General features: G+C 34.7%; 17 protein-coding genes. 11 read left to right on the plus strand and 6 right to left on the minus strand.

All coding sequences use genetic code 11. The features are described from left to right. Window positions 1-7: 7 nt before the first annotated feature. From BLR30_RS12930 to BLR30_RS12950, 5 genes are all read left to right on the plus strand, one after another. Window positions 8-1,717 (plus strand): N-acetylmuramidase domain-containing protein, encoded by a 1,710-nt coding sequence (locus tag BLR30_RS12930; protein ID WP_089859520.1) that lies wholly within the window; start codon window positions 8-10, stop codon window positions 1,715-1,717. A gap of 104 nt (window positions 1,718-1,821) precedes the next feature. Then, window positions 1,822-2,211 (plus strand): hypothetical protein, encoded by a 390-nt coding sequence (locus tag BLR30_RS12935; RefSeq protein ID WP_139164632.1) that lies wholly within the window; start codon window positions 1,822-1,824, stop codon window positions 2,209-2,211. 64 nt (window positions 2,212-2,275) lie between these two features. Then, window positions 2,276-4,096 (plus strand): peptidoglycan DD-metalloendopeptidase family protein, encoded by a 1,821-nt coding sequence (locus tag BLR30_RS12940; RefSeq protein WP_089859526.1) that lies wholly within the window; start codon window positions 2,276-2,278, stop codon window positions 4,094-4,096. Then, a complete protein-coding gene (locus BLR30_RS12945; protein WP_089859529.1) occupies window positions 4,093-5,115 on the plus strand; it encodes a GIY-YIG nuclease family protein in 1,023 nt (340 codons plus the stop codon). The genes BLR30_RS12940 and BLR30_RS12945 overlap by 4 nt, the downstream gene beginning before the upstream one ends. Before the next feature lie 52 nt (window positions 5,116-5,167). Then, window positions 5,168-6,352 (plus strand): hypothetical protein, encoded by a 1,185-nt coding sequence (locus tag BLR30_RS12950; RefSeq protein ID WP_089859532.1) that lies wholly within the window; start codon window positions 5,168-5,170, stop codon window positions 6,350-6,352. Between the two features lie 194 nt (window positions 6,353-6,546). On the opposite strand, the gene BLR30_RS12955 is transcribed toward BLR30_RS12950, so the two are convergent. Then, window positions 6,547-7,320: a hypothetical protein gene (locus BLR30_RS12955; protein WP_228400768.1), complete on the minus strand. Its 774-nt coding sequence runs from the start codon at window positions 7,318-7,320 to the stop codon at window positions 6,547-6,549. Window positions 7,321-7,557: 237 nt separating this feature from the next. Here BLR30_RS12955 and BLR30_RS12960 point away from each other — a divergent pair, with 237 nt between their 5' ends. From BLR30_RS12960 to BLR30_RS12975, 4 genes are all read left to right on the plus strand, one after another. After that, window positions 7,558-9,126 carry an Eco57I restriction-modification methylase domain-containing protein gene (locus tag BLR30_RS12960; protein WP_089859536.1) on the plus strand — a complete coding sequence of 523 codons (1,569 nt, stop codon included), beginning with the start codon at window positions 7,558-7,560 and terminating at the stop codon, window positions 9,124-9,126. Beyond that, window positions 9,126-10,742 carry an AAA family ATPase gene (locus BLR30_RS12965; RefSeq protein ID WP_089859540.1) on the plus strand — a complete coding sequence of 539 codons (1,617 nt, stop codon included), beginning with the start codon at window positions 9,126-9,128 and terminating at the stop codon, window positions 10,740-10,742. Before BLR30_RS12960 ends, BLR30_RS12965 begins: the two co-directional genes overlap by 1 nt. Window positions 10,743-10,744: 2 nt before the next feature. After that, on the plus strand, window positions 10,745-11,404 hold the full coding sequence (locus BLR30_RS12970) for a hypothetical protein (protein WP_089859543.1): 660 nt from the start codon (window positions 10,745-10,747) through the stop codon (window positions 11,402-11,404). Window positions 11,405-11,801: 397 nt separating this feature from the next. Beyond that, the gene (locus tag BLR30_RS12975) at window positions 11,802-12,236 is read left to right on the plus strand and encodes a cold shock domain-containing protein (RefSeq protein ID WP_089859547.1); all 435 of its coding nucleotides are present in this window, start codon (window positions 11,802-11,804) and stop codon (window positions 12,234-12,236) included. A gap of 532 nt (window positions 12,237-12,768) precedes the next feature. Here the strand turns inward: BLR30_RS12975 and BLR30_RS12985 are convergent. Both BLR30_RS12985 and BLR30_RS12990 read right to left on the minus strand, forming a co-directional pair. Then, a complete protein-coding gene (locus BLR30_RS12985) occupies window positions 12,769-13,575 on the minus strand; it encodes a helix-turn-helix domain-containing protein (protein WP_089859553.1) in 807 nt (268 codons plus the stop codon). 38 nt (window positions 13,576-13,613) lie between these two features. Further along, a complete protein-coding gene (locus BLR30_RS12990; protein WP_089859557.1) occupies window positions 13,614-14,621 on the minus strand; it encodes an SDR family NAD(P)-dependent oxidoreductase in 1,008 nt (335 codons plus the stop codon). Window positions 14,622-14,832: 211 nt separating this feature from the next. Here BLR30_RS12990 and BLR30_RS12995 point away from each other — a divergent pair, with 211 nt between their 5' ends. Next, the gene (locus BLR30_RS12995) at window positions 14,833-15,837 is read left to right on the plus strand and encodes a glycosyltransferase family 2 protein (protein ID WP_089859562.1); all 1,005 of its coding nucleotides are present in this window, start codon (window positions 14,833-14,835) and stop codon (window positions 15,835-15,837) included. Between the two features lie 149 nt (window positions 15,838-15,986). On the opposite strand, the gene BLR30_RS13000 is transcribed toward BLR30_RS12995, so the two are convergent. Then, window positions 15,987-17,213: an aminotransferase class I/II-fold pyridoxal phosphate-dependent enzyme gene (locus BLR30_RS13000; protein ID WP_089859565.1), complete on the minus strand. Its 1,227-nt coding sequence runs from the start codon at window positions 17,211-17,213 to the stop codon at window positions 15,987-15,989. Between the two features lie 150 nt (window positions 17,214-17,363). Between BLR30_RS13000 and BLR30_RS13005 the strand changes: the two genes are divergently transcribed. Further along, entirely contained in the window at window positions 17,364-17,822 is a 459-nt protein-coding gene (locus tag BLR30_RS13005; RefSeq protein WP_089859568.1) for an Lrp/AsnC family transcriptional regulator, read from the plus strand. Window positions 17,823-17,849: 27 nt separating this feature from the next. Here the strand turns inward: BLR30_RS13005 and BLR30_RS13010 are convergent, their stop codons facing one another. After that, a complete protein-coding gene (locus BLR30_RS13010; RefSeq protein ID WP_089859570.1) occupies window positions 17,850-18,881 on the minus strand; it encodes a bestrophin family protein in 1,032 nt (343 codons plus the stop codon). A gap of 97 nt (window positions 18,882-18,978) precedes the next feature. Continuing rightward, a complete protein-coding gene (locus tag BLR30_RS13015; protein ID WP_089859575.1) occupies window positions 18,979-21,051 on the minus strand; it encodes an alpha-ketoacid dehydrogenase subunit alpha/beta in 2,073 nt (690 codons plus the stop codon). Window positions 21,052-21,105: the final 54 nt, after the last annotated feature.

Consider the following 21,105-nt stretch of genomic DNA (forward strand, 5'->3'; position numbering starts at 1 on the left):
CAAAAATATGGCGAAAAGAAAATTTAGCTTTCTTGCTGATGAAAATGAGAAATATGAGAAGGAATATCAAAAGGAATTAGCAGAAGAGAAAAAAACACGCGAAGCAGAGGTGAAAAGACAGCTTGCAAACAAGGGTAAGCATGGCGTTTCAATGGTTTCGGGAAACCCAACTCCTGTTGTCGGAGAGAAAAATACCTATCACGTTGCAGGCTGGTATGAGGACACTCCATATGCAGATAGAAATCCTGAAAAGGTAACCTGGGAGCTTTTCAAAAAGAGAAGCAACGGTAAGTTTACTTCAGCAAATATTAAAAAAATCGGAGATGGAACTTTTACATTTGGCGAAATTTCAATCCAAAATACCTACCGTCTTGAGGCATATCTTCATAAGCCGGAAGGTGGGGGCCTGATCATCAATCCTAAACCTTCAACTATTCCCAAAATAGGAAAAGTGGAGCTGCATTATGTGGATGATAAAAAGGGTGATACTTTCAGTTTCTATGACCGGCTTCGTGCAAAAGCGCATACAACGGGGATGCCCGGGAAAGAACTGGTTTTTACGCTCTGGGAGGATGATGCAAAAGGTGCCGGACACAGCGCCGGCAACCAGGCTATAGAAACAACAACAGCAAAAGTGGGTCATAACGGACTGGCCGTCGCAGAATTTGCTCTAACAAAAGGTTTAATGCAAAAAGCCATGAAAGGTGAAGCGGATGTGAAGGAACTTGAGTTTTATGTGACGGTGGAATATTACAAAGGAAAGATTCATGATTCTGAGAATGTAAATGTCCATAATCCGTTATACAAAGCTCCGGAAAAGAAGAAATCCCATCCAAAAGCACAAGGCTCACCAGCAGAACAAAAGCCTCTTTCCAAGAGAGAGGAAAAGAATATTTTGATCCATCAGGCCAATGGTTATCTGCATGATTGGGCGGAGGTAAAGGGAAAAGCGCAGAAGGATAAGGAGGTTACGGTGAATAGAAATCATGGGAGAAGTATGGTTGAGGTAGCAGCTCAGTCGTCTCAAAAACAGGAAATTAATAAAAATTCAAAGAATTGCTATTGCTTTTTACAAGGCATAGCTAAAATGCCATGCAGTGGAAAAGGTAGTTCAGTTACGGATGAACATTATCAAAACCTAGCAAAAGATATTGGAGTAGAAGCTAAAGTATTTAAAACAGTTGCAATTATAGAGTCTGGTGGAAGAAAGTCATTTATTAATTATAAAGGAGAACAAAGGGCTAAAATACTTTATGAGAGACATTATATGTATCGCTTCTTAACAAAGATAAAATCTGAAGACGAATTAGAAAAATTGAAGAAAGCTTCTCCAGATCTTGTTCATAATGTTGGAACTTATAAAGATCCAAATGCTAAATATGGTTCTGAAACAGAACAGTTTGAGAAACTTAGTAAAGCCAAAAAAATAAATAATGGTGCTGCAATAAAAAGTTGTTCTTGGGGAAAATTTCAGGTTATGGGAAAATATTATAGTTATTTATATAGTTCTCCCAATGAATTAGAGGAAGCAATGAATAGATGTGAGGTACAACACTTTGCATATTTTAAAGTTTTTTTAAAAGATGTTACTGGAGCATCAATAATAAAAGCTATGAAAGATAAAAACTGGAATAAAGTTGCAGAGTTGTACAATGGTGAAGATTATGCAAAAAATCATTATCACACAAAAATGAAAAATGAATATAATAAATTATAAGCATGAAAAATATAATTTTTTTAACAATAATATTTCTATTTACAAATTGTAAAAAAGAAAGTTTTAAAGTTTCTCTCGAGGAGAGTCTTTGTGAAATAAATAGTATGAAAAAGCTAGATACAATAGCTATTAATATTAATAAAGATTATGATTTAGAAATACTAAGTCGTCCAAAAAAGGAGATTGTCAATTTTTTTCAACCGATTAAAAATCAGTTAATAAGTGAAAGTAGTTATGCACAAGTTTTATATGATAAAAAAAATATTGTTATAAACATTGAGATTGGAGATAATGCAAATCAGTATGAAGACATTTATCTATCAAAAACTTATCCTATTATTCTCGAAAAAATTATTCGTACCACAATTGACAAAAAAGAATATACTGAAAAATTAGAGTGTGAGGAAATTATTAATGAAAAGGTTTCAGAAAAGACAAGATATAGAAAAATTAATAATGATAAGAAAAAATGTAAATCAACAAAAATAAATTAAATATTGTTGGAACAAGCAGTATTGAATTAATTGATATTAGAGAATTTAAAATGTAGAATTGTTTATGCGCGATGATACTCCTATCAAAGAAAATACTGTTCTCAAATACGGGCAAAGCATTAAGGTAAAGGTTTACACCCAAAATATGCCGGGAGAAAAAATAAAGCTTAGCTTGTATGAAGATGATGTTAACGGCTCCGGGCATAGTGCCAAGAATGAGAAAAATAAGGTAGCCAGCATTACACGAAATCTGAATAAGGATGGATTCTTATGGCATGAGTTTAAACTGCCTGTTGAATTTTCCAAAATTGCCAATGCCGTGATGGATGGAAGCCAAGACAAGATCCATGAATATTATGTAGTGGCAGAAACCGCCCAGCACAAATCTGTAAGCAAAAATGCTGAGGTAAAAAATCCTGATTATATTTTTACACAAACTGTAAGCAGCACTATAGGCCCCAATAAGATTTACGGTAAAGAAATACTGATTGAAGAAGTTGTTATAAAAGGGAAATATAAAAAGCAGGTGGGGGTTGATGCTATGGAGAAGTCTGGGAGGAGTATGGTTGGGGTGAAGGCTCCACCGGCGGTGAAACAGGATGATAAAAATGAGGTTTGTGAGTGTGAGGCTAGAGTGAGGGCGTTTATGAGAATGTTAAGATATAAAGAAGGTACTGATAAAGACATAGGATATACAACTCAATATAGTGGAAAACAATTTTCAGATATGAGTAAGCACCCTGAAAAAGTAATTACAGCTGGAAAATATTCTTCGTCAGCAGCAGGAGCTTATCAAATAATGACAGATACATGGAAAAATCTTACAGGATATTATAAGGATGAAAATAAAAAATGGCATTATTCTGAAAAAATAGATTATGCAAAAAAATATAATATCACAAGTTTCGATCAAGAATCTCAAGACAAATTCTGCTTAGTAATAATGAAGCATAATTATGTAAAAGATCGTTCGGATAGCTTTTATAACCCAACAATTTGGAAAGATAAGAAAAAACATATTCGTGATACCGAAAAAGAAGAAAAAATTAAAGAATGGAGAAAAAGGTTTAAAGGTCAGCAGGGTGATATCATACAAATGATTATTGACAATGATATTAAAAGAGCGGCTTTAATATCTAGTTTATGCTGGGCGAGCTTACCTGATTCTCCTTATGGTCAACAGCAGCTAGGATATACTTTTGCGATTGTAAAAGCAATTTATGAGAATTATTTAAGAGAAGAACTCAATGAAACACAAACATGGAATTTATATTTAAAAAAGGGTTTTTTAAAAGAGTTTGGATACGGTTGTTGCCAGAACAATATAGACAATCAAAACCAAGACGCTAACAATAAATGCATGAAAGATTATTCCCAATGCTTAGAATATGTAGATGTTGTTGAAACCCCAAAAATTAATAATCAAAGTAATGATGTTAATAAAAATAGGTTTCACAGGAAAATGAGATATAATAAATCTCATCCCGAAGGGTATTACCATACAGGAACTGATATTTTAGCATCATTAAATACTCCATTAAAATCTATGTTATGTGGTGAAGTAACTGATGCGTATGATACTAAAGGAGATCTAGGGGTTATAGTTACAGTGAAATCTAAGGATAAGGCTGGAAAGTTTATTTGGATAAGATATTGCCATCTTTCTTCAATCAAAGTATCTAAGGGGGATAAGACAAAACATGGCACTGTTGTAGGACTATCTGGTAATACTGGTAATGCAAAGAATATTTTACCGCAATATTACCATGTCCACATTGAAGCATCTAGGGACGGGGTCTTTTATAGGGGTAAAAACAGAGTAGATCCAGAAGAATTTATGAAAACAAAATTTGATGAAACAACCAAAGGAAATCCAATAAAATGATGAATAAATTAATTATATATCTTCTACCTTTACTTATACTTATAAGTTGTAATGGTCAAGAAAAAAAAGATAATAGCCTAAATGATAGAAGACGAAATATAAAAAAAGATACTTTGTCTGAACCTATTAATTTTTTAGATTTAAAATATCAAAAAAAGGGTTATTCAATTCCTGACAATTTAACTGGTAATTTAAACCCATCGTACTCGTTTTTTGATATAAATATGGGCTGTTTTACGGTTGATTATATTGGTAAGACAAAGAAAGAACGAGATTTCTGGAATATAAAAGATAGTTCAGGTTATTTTAATAATGATTTTCCTGAAAATGAGGCAAAAAAGTCTAATAGAATTCGGGATATCTTAAACACAAGAAAAGACAATTACTATATTATTGCTAATTATTTAGATAAAAAATATATTCAAAATTTTGATGTAACCTCAGGAGAATTTGATATTACAGAAAATGCAGAGAGAAAAATATATCTGTACTTAGGAAATAATAAATGGGAACTTTTGAAAAGTATAAAATCAAAAGACATTCCAGAAGATTATTTAAAATTTTGCTTGGATTTATTAAAAGGTAATGGAAAAATACAGGATAATAAAGATGAAAAATTATCTGACAGCATAGTTTTTCCAAAAATTTCAAGATGGTCATCAGATTGTAACCAAGAAGAATATAGAAAAGATATTATTATAGAAACAAATATAAATAATGTGCAGTTCAGTATTTATGGTAGATTTTCAATGAATGCGCAATTAAAGAAAATTAATACAGACAAATACGAATTTTACTTCACAGATTTCCCACCAATTATTCCTTTACCTGATAATATGCAGATTTGGGATGATATGGATAATACGAAGCCAGTTGGAACGATTGAAATTGTGAGTGAATCTAAATTGATTTTAATATGGTTTGGTTTTTATCATAAAAAATTAAAGAAAAATATTGAAACAGAAAATCCTTTCGATAAAAATAATTTAGCTGCTGTACTGGTTCCCTGTAAAAAATAAATAAAGCAGAATCAAAAGACAGCTTGCAAACAAGGGTAAGCATGGCGTTTCAATGGTCTTGGGAAACCCAACTCCTGTTGTCGGAGAGAAAAATACCTATCACGTTGCAGGCTGGTATAAGGACACTCTATATGCAGATAGAAACCCTGAAAAGGTAACCTGGGAGCTTTTCAAAAAGAGAAGCAACGGTAAGTTTACTTCAACAAATATTAAAAAAATCGGAGACGGAACTTTTACATTTGGCGAAATTTCAATCCAAAATACCTACCGTCTTGAGGCATATCTTCATAAGCTGGAAGGTGGGGGCCTGATAATTAATCCTAAACCTTCAACTATTCCCAAAATAGGAAAAGTGGAGCTGCATTATGTGGATGATAAAAAGGGTGATACTTTCAGTTTCTATGACCGGCTTCGGGCAAAAGCGCATACAACGGGGATGCACGGGAAAGAACTGGTTTTTACGCTTTGGGAGGATGATGCAAAAGGTGCCGGACACAGCGCTGGTAACCAAGCTATAGAAACAACAACAGCAAAAGTGGGTCATAACGGGCTGGCCGTCTTAGAATTTACTCTTACGAAAGGCTTGATGCAAAAAGCCATGAAAGGTGAAGCTGATGCCAAAGAATTTGAGTTTTATGTAACGGTAGAATATTACAAAGGCAAGACTCATGATTCTGAGAATGTGAATGTCCATAATCCGTTATACAAAGTTCTTGAAAAGAAGAAATTCCATCCAAAAGCACAAGGCTCACCAGCAGAACAAAAGCCTCTTTCCAAGAGAGATGAAAAGAATATTTTGATCCATCAGGCCAATGGTTATCTGCTTGATTGGGCGGAGGTAAAGGGAAAAGCGCAGAAGGATAAGAAGATTACGGTGAATAGAAATCATGGGAGGTCTACTGTTGGGGTGAAGAGTCAACCAATGAGGAAACAGGATGGTAAGTGTTTGTGCCAGCAGTATGATTTGGTTTGGGGGAATAAAGTGAGTTGTGAATTTAGGAAAAAGGTTGTGGAGATTTGTGCTGATCTGTGGGGAGAAGAAAATAAAATTAAAATGGCAAATAATCTTATGGCGGTATTTAGATGGGAAAGTGGTGGAACTTTTAAGTCCGACGCACCCAATCAAGCTAATTCTGGTGGTACAGGATTAATAGAATTTATGCCAAGCACGGCAAAGTCTTTTACGATATTGCAAAAATGTAACTTTATATCGTGCCAATGTAAAACAATAAGGTAAAAAAGTGAAACAATGAAGCAAAAAAGTAAAACCAGATGGCAAAAAAGTGAAACCGGATCGCAAGAAAGTGAAACCATATTACAAGAAAGTAAAACCATATCATAAAAAAGTAAAGTTACATTGCAGGAATGTAACTTTATCTCGGAGGAATATAAGATGCTATCGATCCTACATTCTTCAATCATTATACTATTTTATTTAGTGCGGGTAAATATGATGGCTGAAACCGTAAGATATTCCGGAGAAGTGGCTCCATAGAGGCTCTTCACATATTTTTTGACGTTCTGGGCAATGGAGTAGAGGCCGCTTCCTTCCGTATATAGTATTTTATTTCTTTCCATCATTTTGAGGTTGAGTTCGGCTTCGGTCTGATCTACGGCCTGGGTGGCGCTTACCAGTGAATCTTTGTAGGTGTTGAGGCTAGCTAATTTCAATTCATCTTCCTGGGGATCATAGGCTGAAATGGTGGTCAGCATCTGCAACAGGATTCCGAAATTTTCGGCCTGCTGGGTGAAAGACTGGCGGGAGGTAGAAATGGTTTTGGGTGCTTCTACACCTGCTTCGGGTGCAGTGGTAGATTTCTTTTTAGCTCCCTGTATGGATCGTTTCAGGGATTTCGCCTGGTCTACGGTGCCTTGTGGTAATCCGAGGATCTCCAGACGGTTGACAATGCGGGTGCGGGTTGTTTTCAGGTTTTCAAAGGCGGTCTGGCGCAAAGTGATGGCATTTTTGTTGGCATTGCGTTTTTCTTCGACCTCGCTCAATTTTGCAGTGGCTGTGTTGTAAAGGGTCTGAAGACTGTCGACGCTCAGTTCGGGAACCGGCGGATTGTACAATGGATACACGGAAACCTGCTGGATGAGTTTGTGCAGGTTGGCGACATTTCTGGCGTGTCCTACTTCACTTACTGTTTTTTTGTTGTTTTTGCCGGATTCGGAATTGCTTTCCGATGGGAACATTGAAGACATAGTATTTGTGTTTTTAAATTTACTGAACAAATATAAAATTTATTTTGAATTGATGTGTCTTTTTATAGTGAATAATTGATAATCATTATTTTATGTTAAATTGTACCGAGTTTGTTGTATTGATTTTTTTGTGGCTGCAAAATGGATCGCTCATAATAGAGGCAAATTAAATTAAATTTTATTCTTCTTACTTATTAAGCATTCTTTATCTTTGAAAATTCAATTGAATTAAATAAAATGTCGTTACAATTTCCTTTGCCAACTAATGATGAAGACCCAAGTGTATATGCAGATAGATTAGGAAATTATTATTCTGATTTAGTTACAACAACTCATAAAAAAGAAAATGGTCAATATTTTACTTCTATAAATTTGGCGAATTTTATCGCAGATTTTAATAAAATTCATAAGAAAAAAATTAAAATACTAGATCCAGGATGTGGGATTGGCATTCTATCTACAGTCTTAATTCAAAAACTAGCTTTTAAGGAAAATATTAAAAACATAGAATTAATAGCATTTGAAAATGACCCTGATATATTAACATTAACAGAGGCTAATTACGAGTATTTAAGAAATTGGCTTTCTGAAAGAAATATTTCTTTTTCGTATTATTTGTGCAAAAATGATTTTATACTCCATAATTCTTCAGTACTAGAAGGCGAAAAAGTTTTTTCACCTGAATTTGATATTGTTATTTCGAATCCTCCCTATTTTAAATTATCAAAGGATGATACGAGAAAAAAAATTGCAAAATCAGTAATTTATGGGCAATCAAATATTTATACTATTTTTATGGCTATTTCCGCTAGATTATTGAAATCTAATGGGCAATTAATATTTATTATTCCCCGTAGTTTCTGTTCAGGAAGCTATTTTAGATTATTTAGAGAAAAATTTCTTGAATACGTGAATCTCAATGCTATACATGTATTCGATTCTAGAGATAAAGCCTTCAAAAAAGATAATGTACTGCAAGAAAATATTATTTTATCGGCATCTAGAAATGAAAAATTGGATGATTATAATGTTCTCTTGTCGTCTTCAATGGATTTATCTGATATTTCTAAATCTTTTTCGAAAAGTTATTTAATTTCTAATTTAATTGATTTTAAGTCAGAACAAAAAATTATACATATCCCATTAACGGATAAGGATGATGAAATTATTAAATTGTTTAAAAGTTGGAATGGCTCTCTAAAAAAATATGAATTGGAAGTTTCTACTGGGCCAATAGTTGATTTTAGGAATAAGGAATTGATTAGATTTGCAGAAGGTAGTGATACAGTTCCTTTAATTTGGCTGCACAATATTTATCCAATGCAAATTCTTTGGCCAAATTATAAAATTAAAGGAAAACCAAAAGGGCAGTATGTGGTTGATAATGAATTTACTCAGAAATGTCTCGTTAGTAAAGGAAATTTAATTTTAATCCGTCGATTTAGCTCAAAAGATGATTTGAAAAGAATTATTGCGGCACCCATTACTAAAGATTTTTTTAATAATTTTGGAAAGATTGGAATAGAAAATCATTTAAACTATGTTTATAGTAAGACGAATACATTGTCAATAACTCAGACTTATGGTATAGCTGCGATATTAAATAGTAAAATTTTAGATTTATATTTTAGAACATTTAATGGGAATATTAATGTAAGTGCTACTGAACTGAAAAATTTACCTCTACCTGCTTTTGAAATAATAGAAAGGATCGGTTTAAAGATACTAAAATGTATCCAAAATGGTAGAGAATACAATATTGATATAATTGTTAATGAAAATTTTGAAATTCCAATATATAAGTAATGGAAAATAAAAAAATAATTGAAGCTCAAACTATACTAGAAAATTTAGGGCTTCCCGAATCTCAACAAAATAAATTATCTGCTTTAACTTTATTGGCTTTAGCAGGAATTAAACCAAATGATAAGTGGAAAAACGCTACAGCAAAAAGATTAACTCTTTCTAAAGATATAATGACATTTGTAAATGATTATTATGATGCAGATTATAAGCCTAACAGTAGAGAATCCTTTAGAAAAATTGCCTTAAATCCTTTTGTCAATTACAATTTAGCTGTTCTTAATCCAGATGGGAAATTAAGTCCTACAAGTTCTCTTACTAACTATGCACTTTCAGATCTTGCTGTTGAAACTATAAAAAAGTATAATACTGAAAAATGGGAATCAGCTGTAGAGGAGTTTAAATTAAAACAGTTCCCTGAAAATTCAATGCCAAATTTTAAATTGACGAAGTTTGAGATTAAAAATTTTAAGTCTATAGACGAAGATAAAATTGAATTAGGTAGATTTAATGTTTTCATTGGTACCAATGGGAGCGGTAAAAGTAATGTTTTGGAAGCTTTTGCAATGGCAGGCGCGTCAGTTAATAAAGAAGTTGATTTTGAAGGTCTTTATGGTCGAGGAGTAAGAATCGCAAGACCTAACTTAACTATGAGTTCTTTTAAGTCAATGTCACAAGACGAATCAATTAACTTTAGGTTAGAATATACAGAAGATGGTGAAACTTACTCACATAATATGGAGTTAATACCTGAGAACTCAAATGATATATTTACCAATTGGATAGATAAAAGAAATGATAGAAATAAGATGTTGGGGTTTTTTATTGAGCTTTTGGAAGAATATAAAGATGGTTCAATACAGTTAACTGAGAATAATTTTTTAGAACATATAGAGAAACTTAGAATCATTAGAACTCAAGAAACCTTACCAAGCATATTGTCGGAATATGTAATTTATGACCTAAATACAAAATCTTTAAGAGGTGTAATTCCAGCTGATAGTCGTAGAACTCCATTGGGAATTAATGGAGAAGGATTAGATTTATTAATAGCAAATTTTAATTCTTATGAAAGGGAAATGCTAACAAAATATTGTGTTGATTTATTTGATTGGTTATTTAGTATTTCTAATGATAAAGAAGATAGAGCTAAGCTTGATGGATTAAAACTTGGAAGAAGTGCTTCAACATTATTGTTTGTAGATAAATTTATGCAAAAACAAAATAATACTTTTTCCGCGGAAAATTCTAATGAAGGAATATTACATGTACTTTTCTATTTAGCTTTGTTTATTAGTAACAAAACTCCAAAAATATTTGCAATTGATAATATTGAAACAGCATTAAACCCTAAATTGTGTAGGGTTCTAATAAAGTTACTAGCAAAGTTAGCTGAAGAACGAGGAAAGCAGGTTTTAATTACAACTCATAATCCTGCAATTCTTGATGGCTTAAATTTATTAGATGATGACCAAAGGCTTTTTGAAGTTTATAGAGATAATAATGGAAAAACTAAAACTCGTAGAATTAAATTTAAGCAAGATTTAAGTGATAAAAAATATCGTTTATCTGATATGTGGATTAAAGGTTTGTTAGGTGCTGTTCCCAAAAATTTCTAATTATGAAAATAGGAGTAATATGTGAAGGGCATAGTGATAGAGCTGTGATTGAAAATATTTTAGAGGGCGTTGCTGATATAGATTCATCTGATGTCGTTGCGCTAAGACCTCAAGACTTATTGGATGAAACCAGCAAAAGTTTTTTAAAGGGAGATCTTGAATTTAGTACTTGGTCTCTAGTTAAAAAAGAATGTGAGGAAAAAGAATTGATAGAAGAGTTTCTATTATTTGAAGGAAATGAATTTATTGTAATACATTTAGATACTGCGGAGGCTGATGAATATCCTGTTGTTAGACCACCTAAACAAAACCATGACTATTGTATAGATATGAGAGGGAGGGTTGTATCTAAAATTGACGAATGGATTGATGATGAAGCTATAGTAGATAAAATTTTACATGCTGTTACAATAGAAGAAATGGATGCTTGGGTACTCACAATATATTATGATAAAAGCACTTGTTCGTCAGCTAAACCAAAAGAAAAACTTCAATTTGAATTAAAAAAAGAAGGAATACCAAGTGTTGTGGATTATGATAATTATAAATGGTTAAGTGATAATTTTTGTAAAGAAAAGAAAATAAGAAAAGGTAATTATTTAGATAAAAATTGTAGTTTGAATTTATTTGTTAATGAAATTAAATCTAAATTATGTAAGTAGGTAAAATTATATTTATTTAAAATTCTAAAAAACTTTTAAAAGACAATCCTCCCAAATATATATTGGTGATTGTGGAAAAAACTGATTTAAGTTGGTTTATCATAGAATCAATACTTTTTATTTACGACAAAAACAAATTGAGATCCAATTCATTACTAGGAAGTGTAGGCTTTTTTTCGTATCTTTGTCCCTAATAAAAGGTAATTGCCTTTCTCTGTAACAAGTTAGAATTTCTATTTCCCAATCAGTTTTTTGCTTTTACAGCTGACAGATTTTAATACTATTTCGTTTTTAAGCCCTTTTAAGGCGTAATCGGAGATCTTATTCAAAACTTTTTATTTCTTTTCGGATAGCGGAAAGTTTTTATTTCAATAACAATTAAATTTTATAATAATATATGGCGGATTCTTTTTCTAAAAAAGAAAATTTCAAAAAGAAAATTCAAAAACAAAAGGAAAAAGCTCTTAAGCGTGAAGAGCGTAAAACGAGCAACAACAAAGGTAAAAGTCTGGACGACATGTTGATGTATGTAGATGCCAACGGTCAGCTGACTTCAACTCCACCGGATCATGCGGAAAAAGAGGAGATCAACATTGATGATATTCAGTTGGGAGCGGCTCCTATTGAAGCGGAGGAAATCAGAAAAACAGGGATCATTACTTTTTTCAGTGAAAAGGGATATGGTTTTATTACGGAAGACAAATCGAAAGAAAATATTTTCTTCCACAGCAACAACTGCGCAGAGCCTGTAAAAAAAGGAAACAAAGTATCTTACGAGAAAGAGAAATCTCCAAAAGGTTTTTCTGCAGTAGATATTCAGCTGGTTAAATAAAAGTATCGGAAGTAAGTTTCCGAATGACCGAATAAATTAAAAATGTCGAAATTCTACCTATGAATTTCGACATTTTTAATTTATTAGATATCTGTAACAATGCTCTGAATCTGCTTAGTTACGGTTCTTCAGGAGCTACCAGATTTACAAGAAATAAGAAAAAAAAACAAAATACGTCAGAGAAAAAATAAGCACAGTATTGTTCCTTTTTTCAGCTGTTTTTTTCTTTCTGGTCTTTAAAAATCCTCCTGTTTCAGATACGTATATTCAGTCGGTTGTGGTTGCTTCAATCTTGGGCTTTGCAGTTTCTCTGGTGATTTTTTTCATGATGAATGTTCTTGAGACGTACCATTTCAAAAGTGTTTTTCAATGGCTGTTTTTCAGTCTTTCGGTGGTATCGTTTTGTATATCGTTGGTTCTGTTGATCTATTTCAGATCGGGGATATTCTAATGGTTTCCCATTTTAAATTTATAATATTACAATATAGAAAAGAGGAATTTACGGATTCCTCTTTTGAGTTATTGGTAAATGCTATTTCACAAGAGAAGGCGCAAAACCATATTGTTTTTTAAAAGCATAGGAAAAGTGGGAAAGATCTTCGAAACCTACTTCCATAAAAACATCTGATGGCTTTTTGTTCTTTTCTGATAAATGATAGAATGCAAGCTCGAGCCGTTTCTGTGTGAGCCACCGCTGAGGGGTTATCTGAAAAATCTTCCTGAAATCCCTGTTAAAGGTTGACAAACTTCTACCCGTTAAATATCCGAATCTTTCCAGTGGCATATTGAACATGAAGTTTTTTTCCATAAAATTCACCAGATCGATTTTTCCCGGTTCTTCAAAATTTGCAAGAACATTATCGATATCCGGATCTATGGCTCTAAGAATGCTGATGGCCTCTGTAATCTTTAAAGCAGCGATGTTTTCAGGAAAAGCTTCCGTAAGATCGAAATAAGGAATTAAAGAGGCCAGGCAGCTTTCCAGCAAAGGATGTTTCTCGAAACTATATATTTTAGCTTTATCCCGAATATTTTTCTCCGGAATTTCAATACCTGAATAAAAGTTTTTCAATAGCTCTTTCGTCAGATGCATGACTACTGCTTTATGAGGAAGGTTGTCTTTAGGGTAATTAATGATCGTAGCGAGATGATTTCTCGGAATCAGGAAAATATCACCGGCCTTGAAAAGATATGATTTGTCTGCCTGAATAATCTTTGTCTCTCCGGAGATAAACCAAACCAGCATATGAAATTCAAACACTGTTTCTGTTTTGAAAAGCTTATCGTCGTAGGTTGAGAGTTTGATGTCGGGGGTGAGGTATTTAATCTGGAAATCCATGGGTAAACTTTTTCAAGAGTAAATTTAATTAAAAAGAATTATCTGACTTCGAATCTTATGCCCGTCATTTCTTCGCTGAGACTCCAGAGCTTTTCTGCCAGATCCAAATCAATGGAGTAGGGTTGAACGCCTCTGATGGTGGAAGGGTCATCATACCTGTGTTCGATCTGTCCGTGATCGATTTCAGCAATATCGCAATTTTCACAATAAACGCCACCGATATCTTTGAGATCAGGACTTGTCGCGCACCAAACCGTTGTCGCTGCACCCTGTGGAATGGTTTTTAATTTTGCCTGTACTTCAGGTTTTATTTTTCCGTTCGCATCGTGAGTTCCCATCTGAATATAGAGGTCGATAGGCTCTTCTCTTCCAAGATCTGTTCCATACACCGATCCCGGATGTACAGCATAGGCTCTTACGTTGAAGTCTTTTGCTTTTTCATCTAATATTGCAGCAAAAAGATTGCTTGCCGTTTTTGATTGACCATATCCCAATAAGGTCTGGTATTCCCTGTTTATGAAATTAGGATCGTTAAAGTCAAAAGGTGCCATCTGATGTCCGTAAGAAGAAACATTAATCACTCTTGCACCATCTGCTTTTTTCAGGCTCTCCCATAATTTTGCAGTAAGATGAAACTGCCCCAGATAATTGGTTGCCAGTTGTGATTCTATTCCGCGGCTGTCTCTTCGTAAAGGAACCCACATAATCCCTGCGTTATTGATTAGCAAATCTAATTTTCTTCCTGAAGCTATAAATTTCTCAGCGAAATCATTAATGGAGTTGGGAGTCATCAAATCAAGTTTTTCAATCTGAATATTTTTAATTCCTTCAAGGTTTTTTGCTGCTTTTTCAAGGTCTCTTGCCGGAACAATGACTTCTGCTCCTGCATCGGTAAGGGTTTTCACGGTTTCCAGACCTATCCCTGCGTATCCTCCGGTAACGATTGCTGTTTTTCCTGAAAGATTGATTCCTCTGATAACGTCATGTGCCGTAGATTGTGCATTAAAACCTGAATCGATAGGTTGCTGTAGATTATTAATTTTCATTTTAAATTTGTTTTAAATTATTGAAGCAAAGTTAGGCTCAGTAAACATTTTTAATTTTGTTTAAAATGTCAAATTATTTTGTTTAAAATTTCATGTTTTGAATTCACGTTTGCCGGATTCTCTTCAATTATATCAGCTATTCATTTTATAAATTATTATAAATGCTTTGCGCATTCCTCCGTGAATAAGTATTTTTGAAAAAATTTCAGATTTGAAGCCTACTATTTCCATCATTGTTGCTATTTTCAACCGTAAAGATGAGCTTTTTGAGCTCCTCAATTCTCTTGTCATACAGACAGATAAAGATTTTGAAATTATCATTGTAGATGATGGTTCTCTTGTTGATCTACGTCCGACGATTGGGAATTTTGAAAGCTTTCTGAATATCAGATATTTCAGAAAAGATAATTCAGGGCCCGGTTTGTCGAGAAATTTTGGTGCGAGAAGAGCAGAAAACGAATGGCTTGTTTTTGTAGACAGCGATGTTATTGTGGAAGAGAACTATGTTGAGAATATCAAAAAAGATATCATTTCGATTCCTTGTGATGCATTTGGAGGTGCAGATAAGGCCCATAAAGGTTTTAACCTGATGCAGAAGGCGATCTCTTATTCTATGACTTCAGTTTTTACTACCGGAGGAATTCGTGGGAGTAAGAAAGCTGTTTCAAAATTTCAGCCGAGAAGCTTTAATATGGGTGTGAAGAAAGAAGTTTTTGAAAAGGTCGGTGGTTTTTCGGAAATGAGAATAGGAGAGGATCCGGATCTTTCGATGACGCTTTGGGAAAATGGCTACACGACTGCGTTTTTTGATGATATTGCCGTTTATCATAAAAGGAGGGTAGACTTCGGTAAATTTTCAAAACAGGTGTACCAGTTTGGTTGTGCGCGGCCTATTCTTAACCAACGGCATCCGAATTATGTAAAGATATCCTTTGCGTTTCCAACTTTATTTTTATTAGGCTATATCATTGGTTTCCTTGAATATTTCACTATGGGAAAAGGGGTTATTCTTGCTTTTTACGGATTGTACACTTTTATGGTGCTTTTTCATGCAATGTTCGTGACCAAAAATATCAGCATTGCCGGAATGGCGGTAATTTCTACTTATATTCAGATGTTTTCTTATGGTTACGGCTTTTTAAAATCCTGGGTATTGCTAAATGTTTTCAGAATGAAGCCAGAAGAGGCATTTCCGAAACATTTTCATAAAGGGTAATGTTTTTTAACATTAGAACGGTTTAAACTAATTTCAGAATTAAAGTTACAAAAGATAATCATATTGCATGAGCTTCGTTTATTTGAGTAACTTAATATTATCATCAAAAAATAAAAGCTGTCGGATTGAACAACAGCTTTAAACAATAATTAAGATATAGATATGGTTTCATGGTTGAGAACGCCTGTTTTGAGCATGCATTCTCTCATCTTTTCATAAGTTCTTTCGATATCGTGATCGAGACCAATGGAAAATCGTATCAGTCCGTCTGAGATTCCCATTTCAGAACGCTCTTCTTCAGGGATTTCAGAAGAGGTAGAGCTTCCCGAACAGGAGAATAAGGTTTTATAGAATCCCAGGCTTACCGCAAGATAGCCTAAGTTTTCTTTCTGCATTAATTCCATCAGTTCATTGGCTTTTTCAGTTGTTCCGGCATCAAGTGTTAATAATCCTCCAAAACCATATTCTTCGTGCATCATGCTTTTCATGAGTTCATGGTTTTTGTGGGATTTTAGTCCGGGATAAGAGATTTTAAGTCCGTCTTTTTCAAATCTTTCTGCAAGATACATCGCGTTGTGGCTGTGCTGCTTTATTCTGATGTGAAGCGTTCTCAGGTTTTTCAGAATACTTGCAGAACGAAGGCTGTCCATAGTAGGCCCCAAAAGCATACAGGCTCCGGTATTCACATTCTTCGTATCATTGATGAATTCCTGGGTTCCGCAGTAGACTCCGCCAACGGTATCACTGCTTCCGTTGATAAATTTTGTAAGGGAGTGGATGACGATGTCCGCTCCCAATACAGCAGGTGAGATGGAAAGTGGTGAGAATGTATTATCAACAATCAGTTTTAAGTTGTGCTTTTTACAGATTTCTGATAGTTTTCTCAGGTCAGCAACTTCCAGCAGTGGGTTGCTCACGCTTTCGCAATATATGATCTTTGTGTTGGGTTGTATGGAATTTTCGATGGACTCAAAATTATTGATGTCTACGAAAGTGGTTTGAATATGAAACGGTGGCAGAAAATTTTTCATGAAAGCGTATGTTCCGCCGTAAATTGTTCTGCTGGAAATGATATGGTCGCCACTTTTACAAAGCTGAAGCAATACAGAGGTAATGGCTCCCATTCCTGAAGCGGTTACATTGGCGGCCTCCGTGTTTTCCATTTTGGCAAGCGCTTCCGAAAGATAAAGATTCATCGGAGATGAATGTCTTGAATATAAGTAGCATCCGTCTGCGTTTCCTTCAAATGTATCAAACATTGTTTTGGCAGAAAGGAAGGTGTAGGTGGAACTGTCTGAAATGGACGGGTTCACTCCCCCGAATTCACCAAAATACTGTAAATCCTGAATTTCGTTTGCGGCGTTAAAATCTTTCATATCCTTTTTAGTTTTTGCTAAAATGAGTTTATTTAAGATTTTTTACAAGGTAAAACCAGATTATTAGAATATAAATCTATGATTATTTAATTTGGTAGAAATAAAGTTTATTATATTTGATTAATATAAACTTTTAACAAAAAATTATCTATGGCTTTGGATGAAACGGATAAAAAACTGCTTCTTTTTTTGCAGGAAGATGCTAAACAAACGACGAAAGAGCTTTCTTACAAGCTGGGATTGTCTGTAACTGCTGTTTATGAACGTGTGAGAAAATTGGAAAACAATGGTGTTATTTCCAGGTATGTTGCTCTTCTTGACCGTCAGAAAGTTGACCGGGATTTTACGGTATTATGCCATGTGAAACTGACTCAGCATAAAAAGCAATATGTACTACAGTTTGAGAAAGAAATCATGAATCTGGAAGAAGTAACCGAATGTTTTCACGTGAGCGGAGATTACGATTATATTTTAAAAATAGCTGTTAAAGATATGGAAGACTACCGGAATTTTATGCTCTCCAAGCTTACTACTTTACAGCATATTGCCAGCACTCACAGCTCTTTTATGATTTCCGAAGTGAAAAATACGACGGTAATTGTTCTGTAAATTTTAACAATATCCGTCGTAGTTTTTTTAAACCAAAACACCGTTTTTAGAGGCAATCGGATCCGGTAATTCTGTTTCTCCGGTCATCTGAAGGAGATCAATCTCAATGGTTCGGCAGATGGAAAGCATCGGGATATCGAACATTAATCCTTCAAAAGGGTTTTCTGAATAATCTCCTACCAGTTCCATGATGATATAAATCCAGCCAATTGTGATACAGAAAGGAATGGAAGCCCAAATTCCCCAGTCTCCCAACTGTGCAAACTCGCTTACCAATCCTAATGGAAGCAGCATAATGAAAATGACATTAAACACAAATGCAGTACTTGCAAACTGTCTTGGTAAAGGGAATTTTTTGATTCTTTCGGCTTGTCCCTGAAGGGTATAAAATTCGTTCAGGCATTCCTGAAGCTGCATCTGGTTGAATTCTGAAATGGCACCCATATTCTTCAGCTCATTTATGTCTTTCGATTGCTGAGCGATGAGATAGGTCGCAAAGTTTTTGTAATGAGATCTTGATTCTGCTTCTTCTTCGGATAAGTATTTATTCAGAAATAAAGGGGTTCTTGTATAGTCTGGAAATCCGGCTTTAATCAATCGATTACGTTTGAGATCGGTATTTTTTGAAAGATCTTCTTCCACTTTAATATGTTCCCATTCTGTAGGAACCAAAAGTTGATCGCGGAAAGCGTATAACCAGGCGATGTGTCTGCAAATGATTTTCTTTTTACGGTCTTCGGAATCAAATTTTCCTATGAGTTCGTTTTCCGTATTGAAAGCATAGACCATTGATCCGAGCATTCTGCTTGAATTAACAATTCCGCCCCATATTTTTCGGGCTTCCCATAATCGGTCGTAGGCCTGGTTATTTTTAAACCCGACTAAAAAAGCTTCGGCTGTACCAATCAGTGCTACGGGAACCCAGGGAATAACCATCCAGTTCCAATTGAAAAAATGAAAAAGAACGGCAATTAATGTACACCAAACAGAAATCAGGATAAGATGAAATCCCGATAAATTGAGAACCTGTCTGTAATTGATGTATTTTGTAGTAATCATATTCTGTAATGCTTTATAAGAGTTTATTGAAGTTAACAAAAAGTGTACAAAAAAACCTCTAAAAAAATTTTAGAGGTTCAATTTTATTTTTTCTGAATTAATAGTTCAGCATTTCTTCAATTTTTGCACTTAACTTTTCGGCGTTAGGAAGCATTTCTTTTTCCAATACCAAATTGATCGGAACTGCCGGTGTATCCAAAGATCCCATCGTTTCTACCGGAGCATCAAGATATTTAAAACAATTTTTTGAAATTCTGTGTGCAAAGGCTTCTGCAAAAGAATTGGTTAATTGTTCTTCGGTAAGAACGATACATTTTCCGTGCGCTTTTACTCTTTCAAAAACAAGTTCTTCGTCAAGCGGAATTAATGTTCTTAAATCGATCACTTCAACTCTTCCGTTAAATTTCTTCGCGGCTTCTTTTGCCCAGTAAACCCCCATTCCGTAGGTTACCACTAATAATGTTCTCCCTTTTTCTGTTTCTGCTTTATCGGCTTCGATAATTACTTTTCCTTTTCCGAAAGGTAAAATATAATCTTCCGCCGGCTCGATTGTTTTTGCATCTTCAGTTCCCGGAACTTTGCTCCAGTAAAGACCTTTATGTTCCAGCATGATTACCGGGTTTGGGTCATAATAAGCTGCTTTTAAAAGTCCTTTGAAATCTGCTGCGTTACTTGGATAAGCAATTTTAATTCCTTTAATATTTGCCAGAATACTTTCTACGCTACCGCTGTGGTAAGGTCCGCCACCGCCATAAGCGCCGATCGGAACACGAATAATATTACTTACGGGGAATTTTCCCTGACTTAAATAACTTGATTTTGAAATTTCTGTAATCAACTGATTGATTCCCGGATAAATGTAATCAGCAAACTGCACTTCGACGATCGGTTTTAATCCGACTGCGCTCATGCCTGTTGTAGAACCGATAATATAAGCTTCCTGGATGGCCGTATTAAAAACTCTCTTACTTCCGAATTTCTTTCCTAATGTTACCGTTTCACGGAAAACACCACCGATTCTTTCTCCTACATCCTGTCCGTAAAGCAAGGCTTCCGGATGTTTCCACATCAGTTCCTGAATGGCATGAATGGCCGCATCCACCATTACAATCTTTTCTCCACCCTGAGGTTCGCGTGTTCCCACTTCTTCAGTAATAGGAGTCGGTGCGAAAATGTGTTCCATCACAGATTCGGGTTTCGGATCTTCAGCCTTCTGAGCTCTTTCAAAAGCTTCTTCAGCTTCAAGACGGGCTTTTTTGGTAATCTGTTTTAATAGTTCTTCATCAACTCCGGATTCCAGCAATTGGTTTCTAAGAATCTCTCCCGGATCTTTTGCTCTGTGTTTTGATAAATCTTCTTCATCTCTGTAGAACTCTCTACGTACTCCGGAAGTATGGTGACCGATCAAAACGGTTTTTGCACAAACGACTAAAGGCTTTCTTTCATTACGTACAAAATCAAAGGCTTTTTTCATAACTTCAAGGCTTTCGATGAAATCTGTTCCGTCGACTCTCATTCTGCTTAAGCCTGTAAATCCTGCTACGAAATCGTAAGCGTCACAGGTTCTTGCTTCATCCTTCGTTACGGAAATTCCCCATTCATTATCCTGAACAAGGAAAATAATTGGCAACTGATGCAATGCAGAAAACTGAAGCGCTTCACTCACTTCACCTTCCGTTACTGAATTATCTCCGAGGCTGCATACCACAACCGGATTATTTTCAAATTGTTGTAAATTGAAATCCTGAATATATTTTATTCCCTGTGCAACGCCTGCAGTAGGAATTGTCTGCATTCCTGTGGCGGAACTCTGGTGAATTATTTTAGGTTTATCTTCATCTCTGCTTGATGGATGGGAGTAATAAGATCTTCCTCCTGAAAAAGGATCTTCTGCTTTTGCCAATAGCTGAAGCATCAGCTGATAAGGTTCAAAACCTATTCCTAAAAGAATGCTTTCGTCTCTGTAATAAGGAGAAACCCAGTCTTCTTTTTTAAGCTGATAAGCAGTGGCCAGCTGAATGGCTTCATGACCTCTTGATGTACTATGAACATATTTGGTAACATTTCTGTTTTCCTCATAAATGTCAGCCATTGCTTTGGCAAGCATCATATGGTTGTAAGCTTTAAGCAGAATATCCTGAGAAACTTTTTCGTGAAGTGTATTTTCCATAGAAAGCAAAGATAAACAAAAAAATAAAACACTAACAACCGTTAGTGTTTTATG

The sequence above is a fragment of the Chryseobacterium taeanense genome, assembly GCF_900099685.1.
Lineage (GTDB): Bacteria > Bacteroidota > Bacteroidia > Flavobacteriales > Weeksellaceae > Chryseobacterium > Chryseobacterium taeanense.

Bases quoted from the DNA above. Each gene is read 5' to 3' on its own strand.
- BLR30_RS12930 (WP_089859520.1), top strand. From the start codon at position 8: ATGGCGAAAAGAAAATTTAGCTTTCTTGCTGATGAAAATGAGAAATAT.
- BLR30_RS12935 (WP_139164632.1), top strand. From the start codon at position 1,822: ATGAAAAAGCTAGATACAATAGCTATTAATATTAATAAAGATTATGAT.
- BLR30_RS12940 (WP_089859526.1), top strand. From the start codon at position 2,276: ATGCGCGATGATACTCCTATCAAAGAAAATACTGTTCTCAAATACGGG.
- BLR30_RS12945 (WP_089859529.1), top strand. From the start codon at position 4,093: ATGATGAATAAATTAATTATATATCTTCTACCTTTACTTATACTTATA.
- BLR30_RS12950 (WP_089859532.1), top strand. From the start codon at position 5,168: ATGGTCTTGGGAAACCCAACTCCTGTTGTCGGAGAGAAAAATACCTAT.
- BLR30_RS12955 (WP_228400768.1), bottom strand. From the start codon at position 7,320: ATGTCTTCAATGTTCCCATCGGAAAGCAATTCCGAATCCGGCAAAAAC.
- BLR30_RS12960 (WP_089859536.1), top strand. From the start codon at position 7,558: ATGTCGTTACAATTTCCTTTGCCAACTAATGATGAAGACCCAAGTGTA.
- BLR30_RS12965 (WP_089859540.1), top strand. From the start codon at position 9,126: ATGGAAAATAAAAAAATAATTGAAGCTCAAACTATACTAGAAAATTTA.
- BLR30_RS12970 (WP_089859543.1), top strand. From the start codon at position 10,745: ATGAAAATAGGAGTAATATGTGAAGGGCATAGTGATAGAGCTGTGATT.
- BLR30_RS12975 (WP_089859547.1), top strand. From the start codon at position 11,802: ATGGCGGATTCTTTTTCTAAAAAAGAAAATTTCAAAAAGAAAATTCAA.
- BLR30_RS12985 (WP_089859553.1), bottom strand. From the start codon at position 13,575: ATGGATTTCCAGATTAAATACCTCACCCCCGACATCAAACTCTCAACC.
- BLR30_RS12990 (WP_089859557.1), bottom strand. From the start codon at position 14,621: ATGAAAATTAATAATCTACAGCAACCTATCGATTCAGGTTTTAATGCA.
- BLR30_RS13000 (WP_089859565.1), bottom strand. From the start codon at position 17,213: ATGAAAGATTTTAACGCCGCAAACGAAATTCAGGATTTACAGTATTTT.
- BLR30_RS13005 (WP_089859568.1), top strand. From the start codon at position 17,364: ATGGCTTTGGATGAAACGGATAAAAAACTGCTTCTTTTTTTGCAGGAA.
- BLR30_RS13010 (WP_089859570.1), bottom strand. From the start codon at position 18,881: ATGATTACTACAAAATACATCAATTACAGACAGGTTCTCAATTTATCG.
- BLR30_RS13015 (WP_089859575.1), bottom strand. From the start codon at position 21,051: ATGGAAAATACACTTCACGAAAAAGTTTCTCAGGATATTCTGCTTAAA.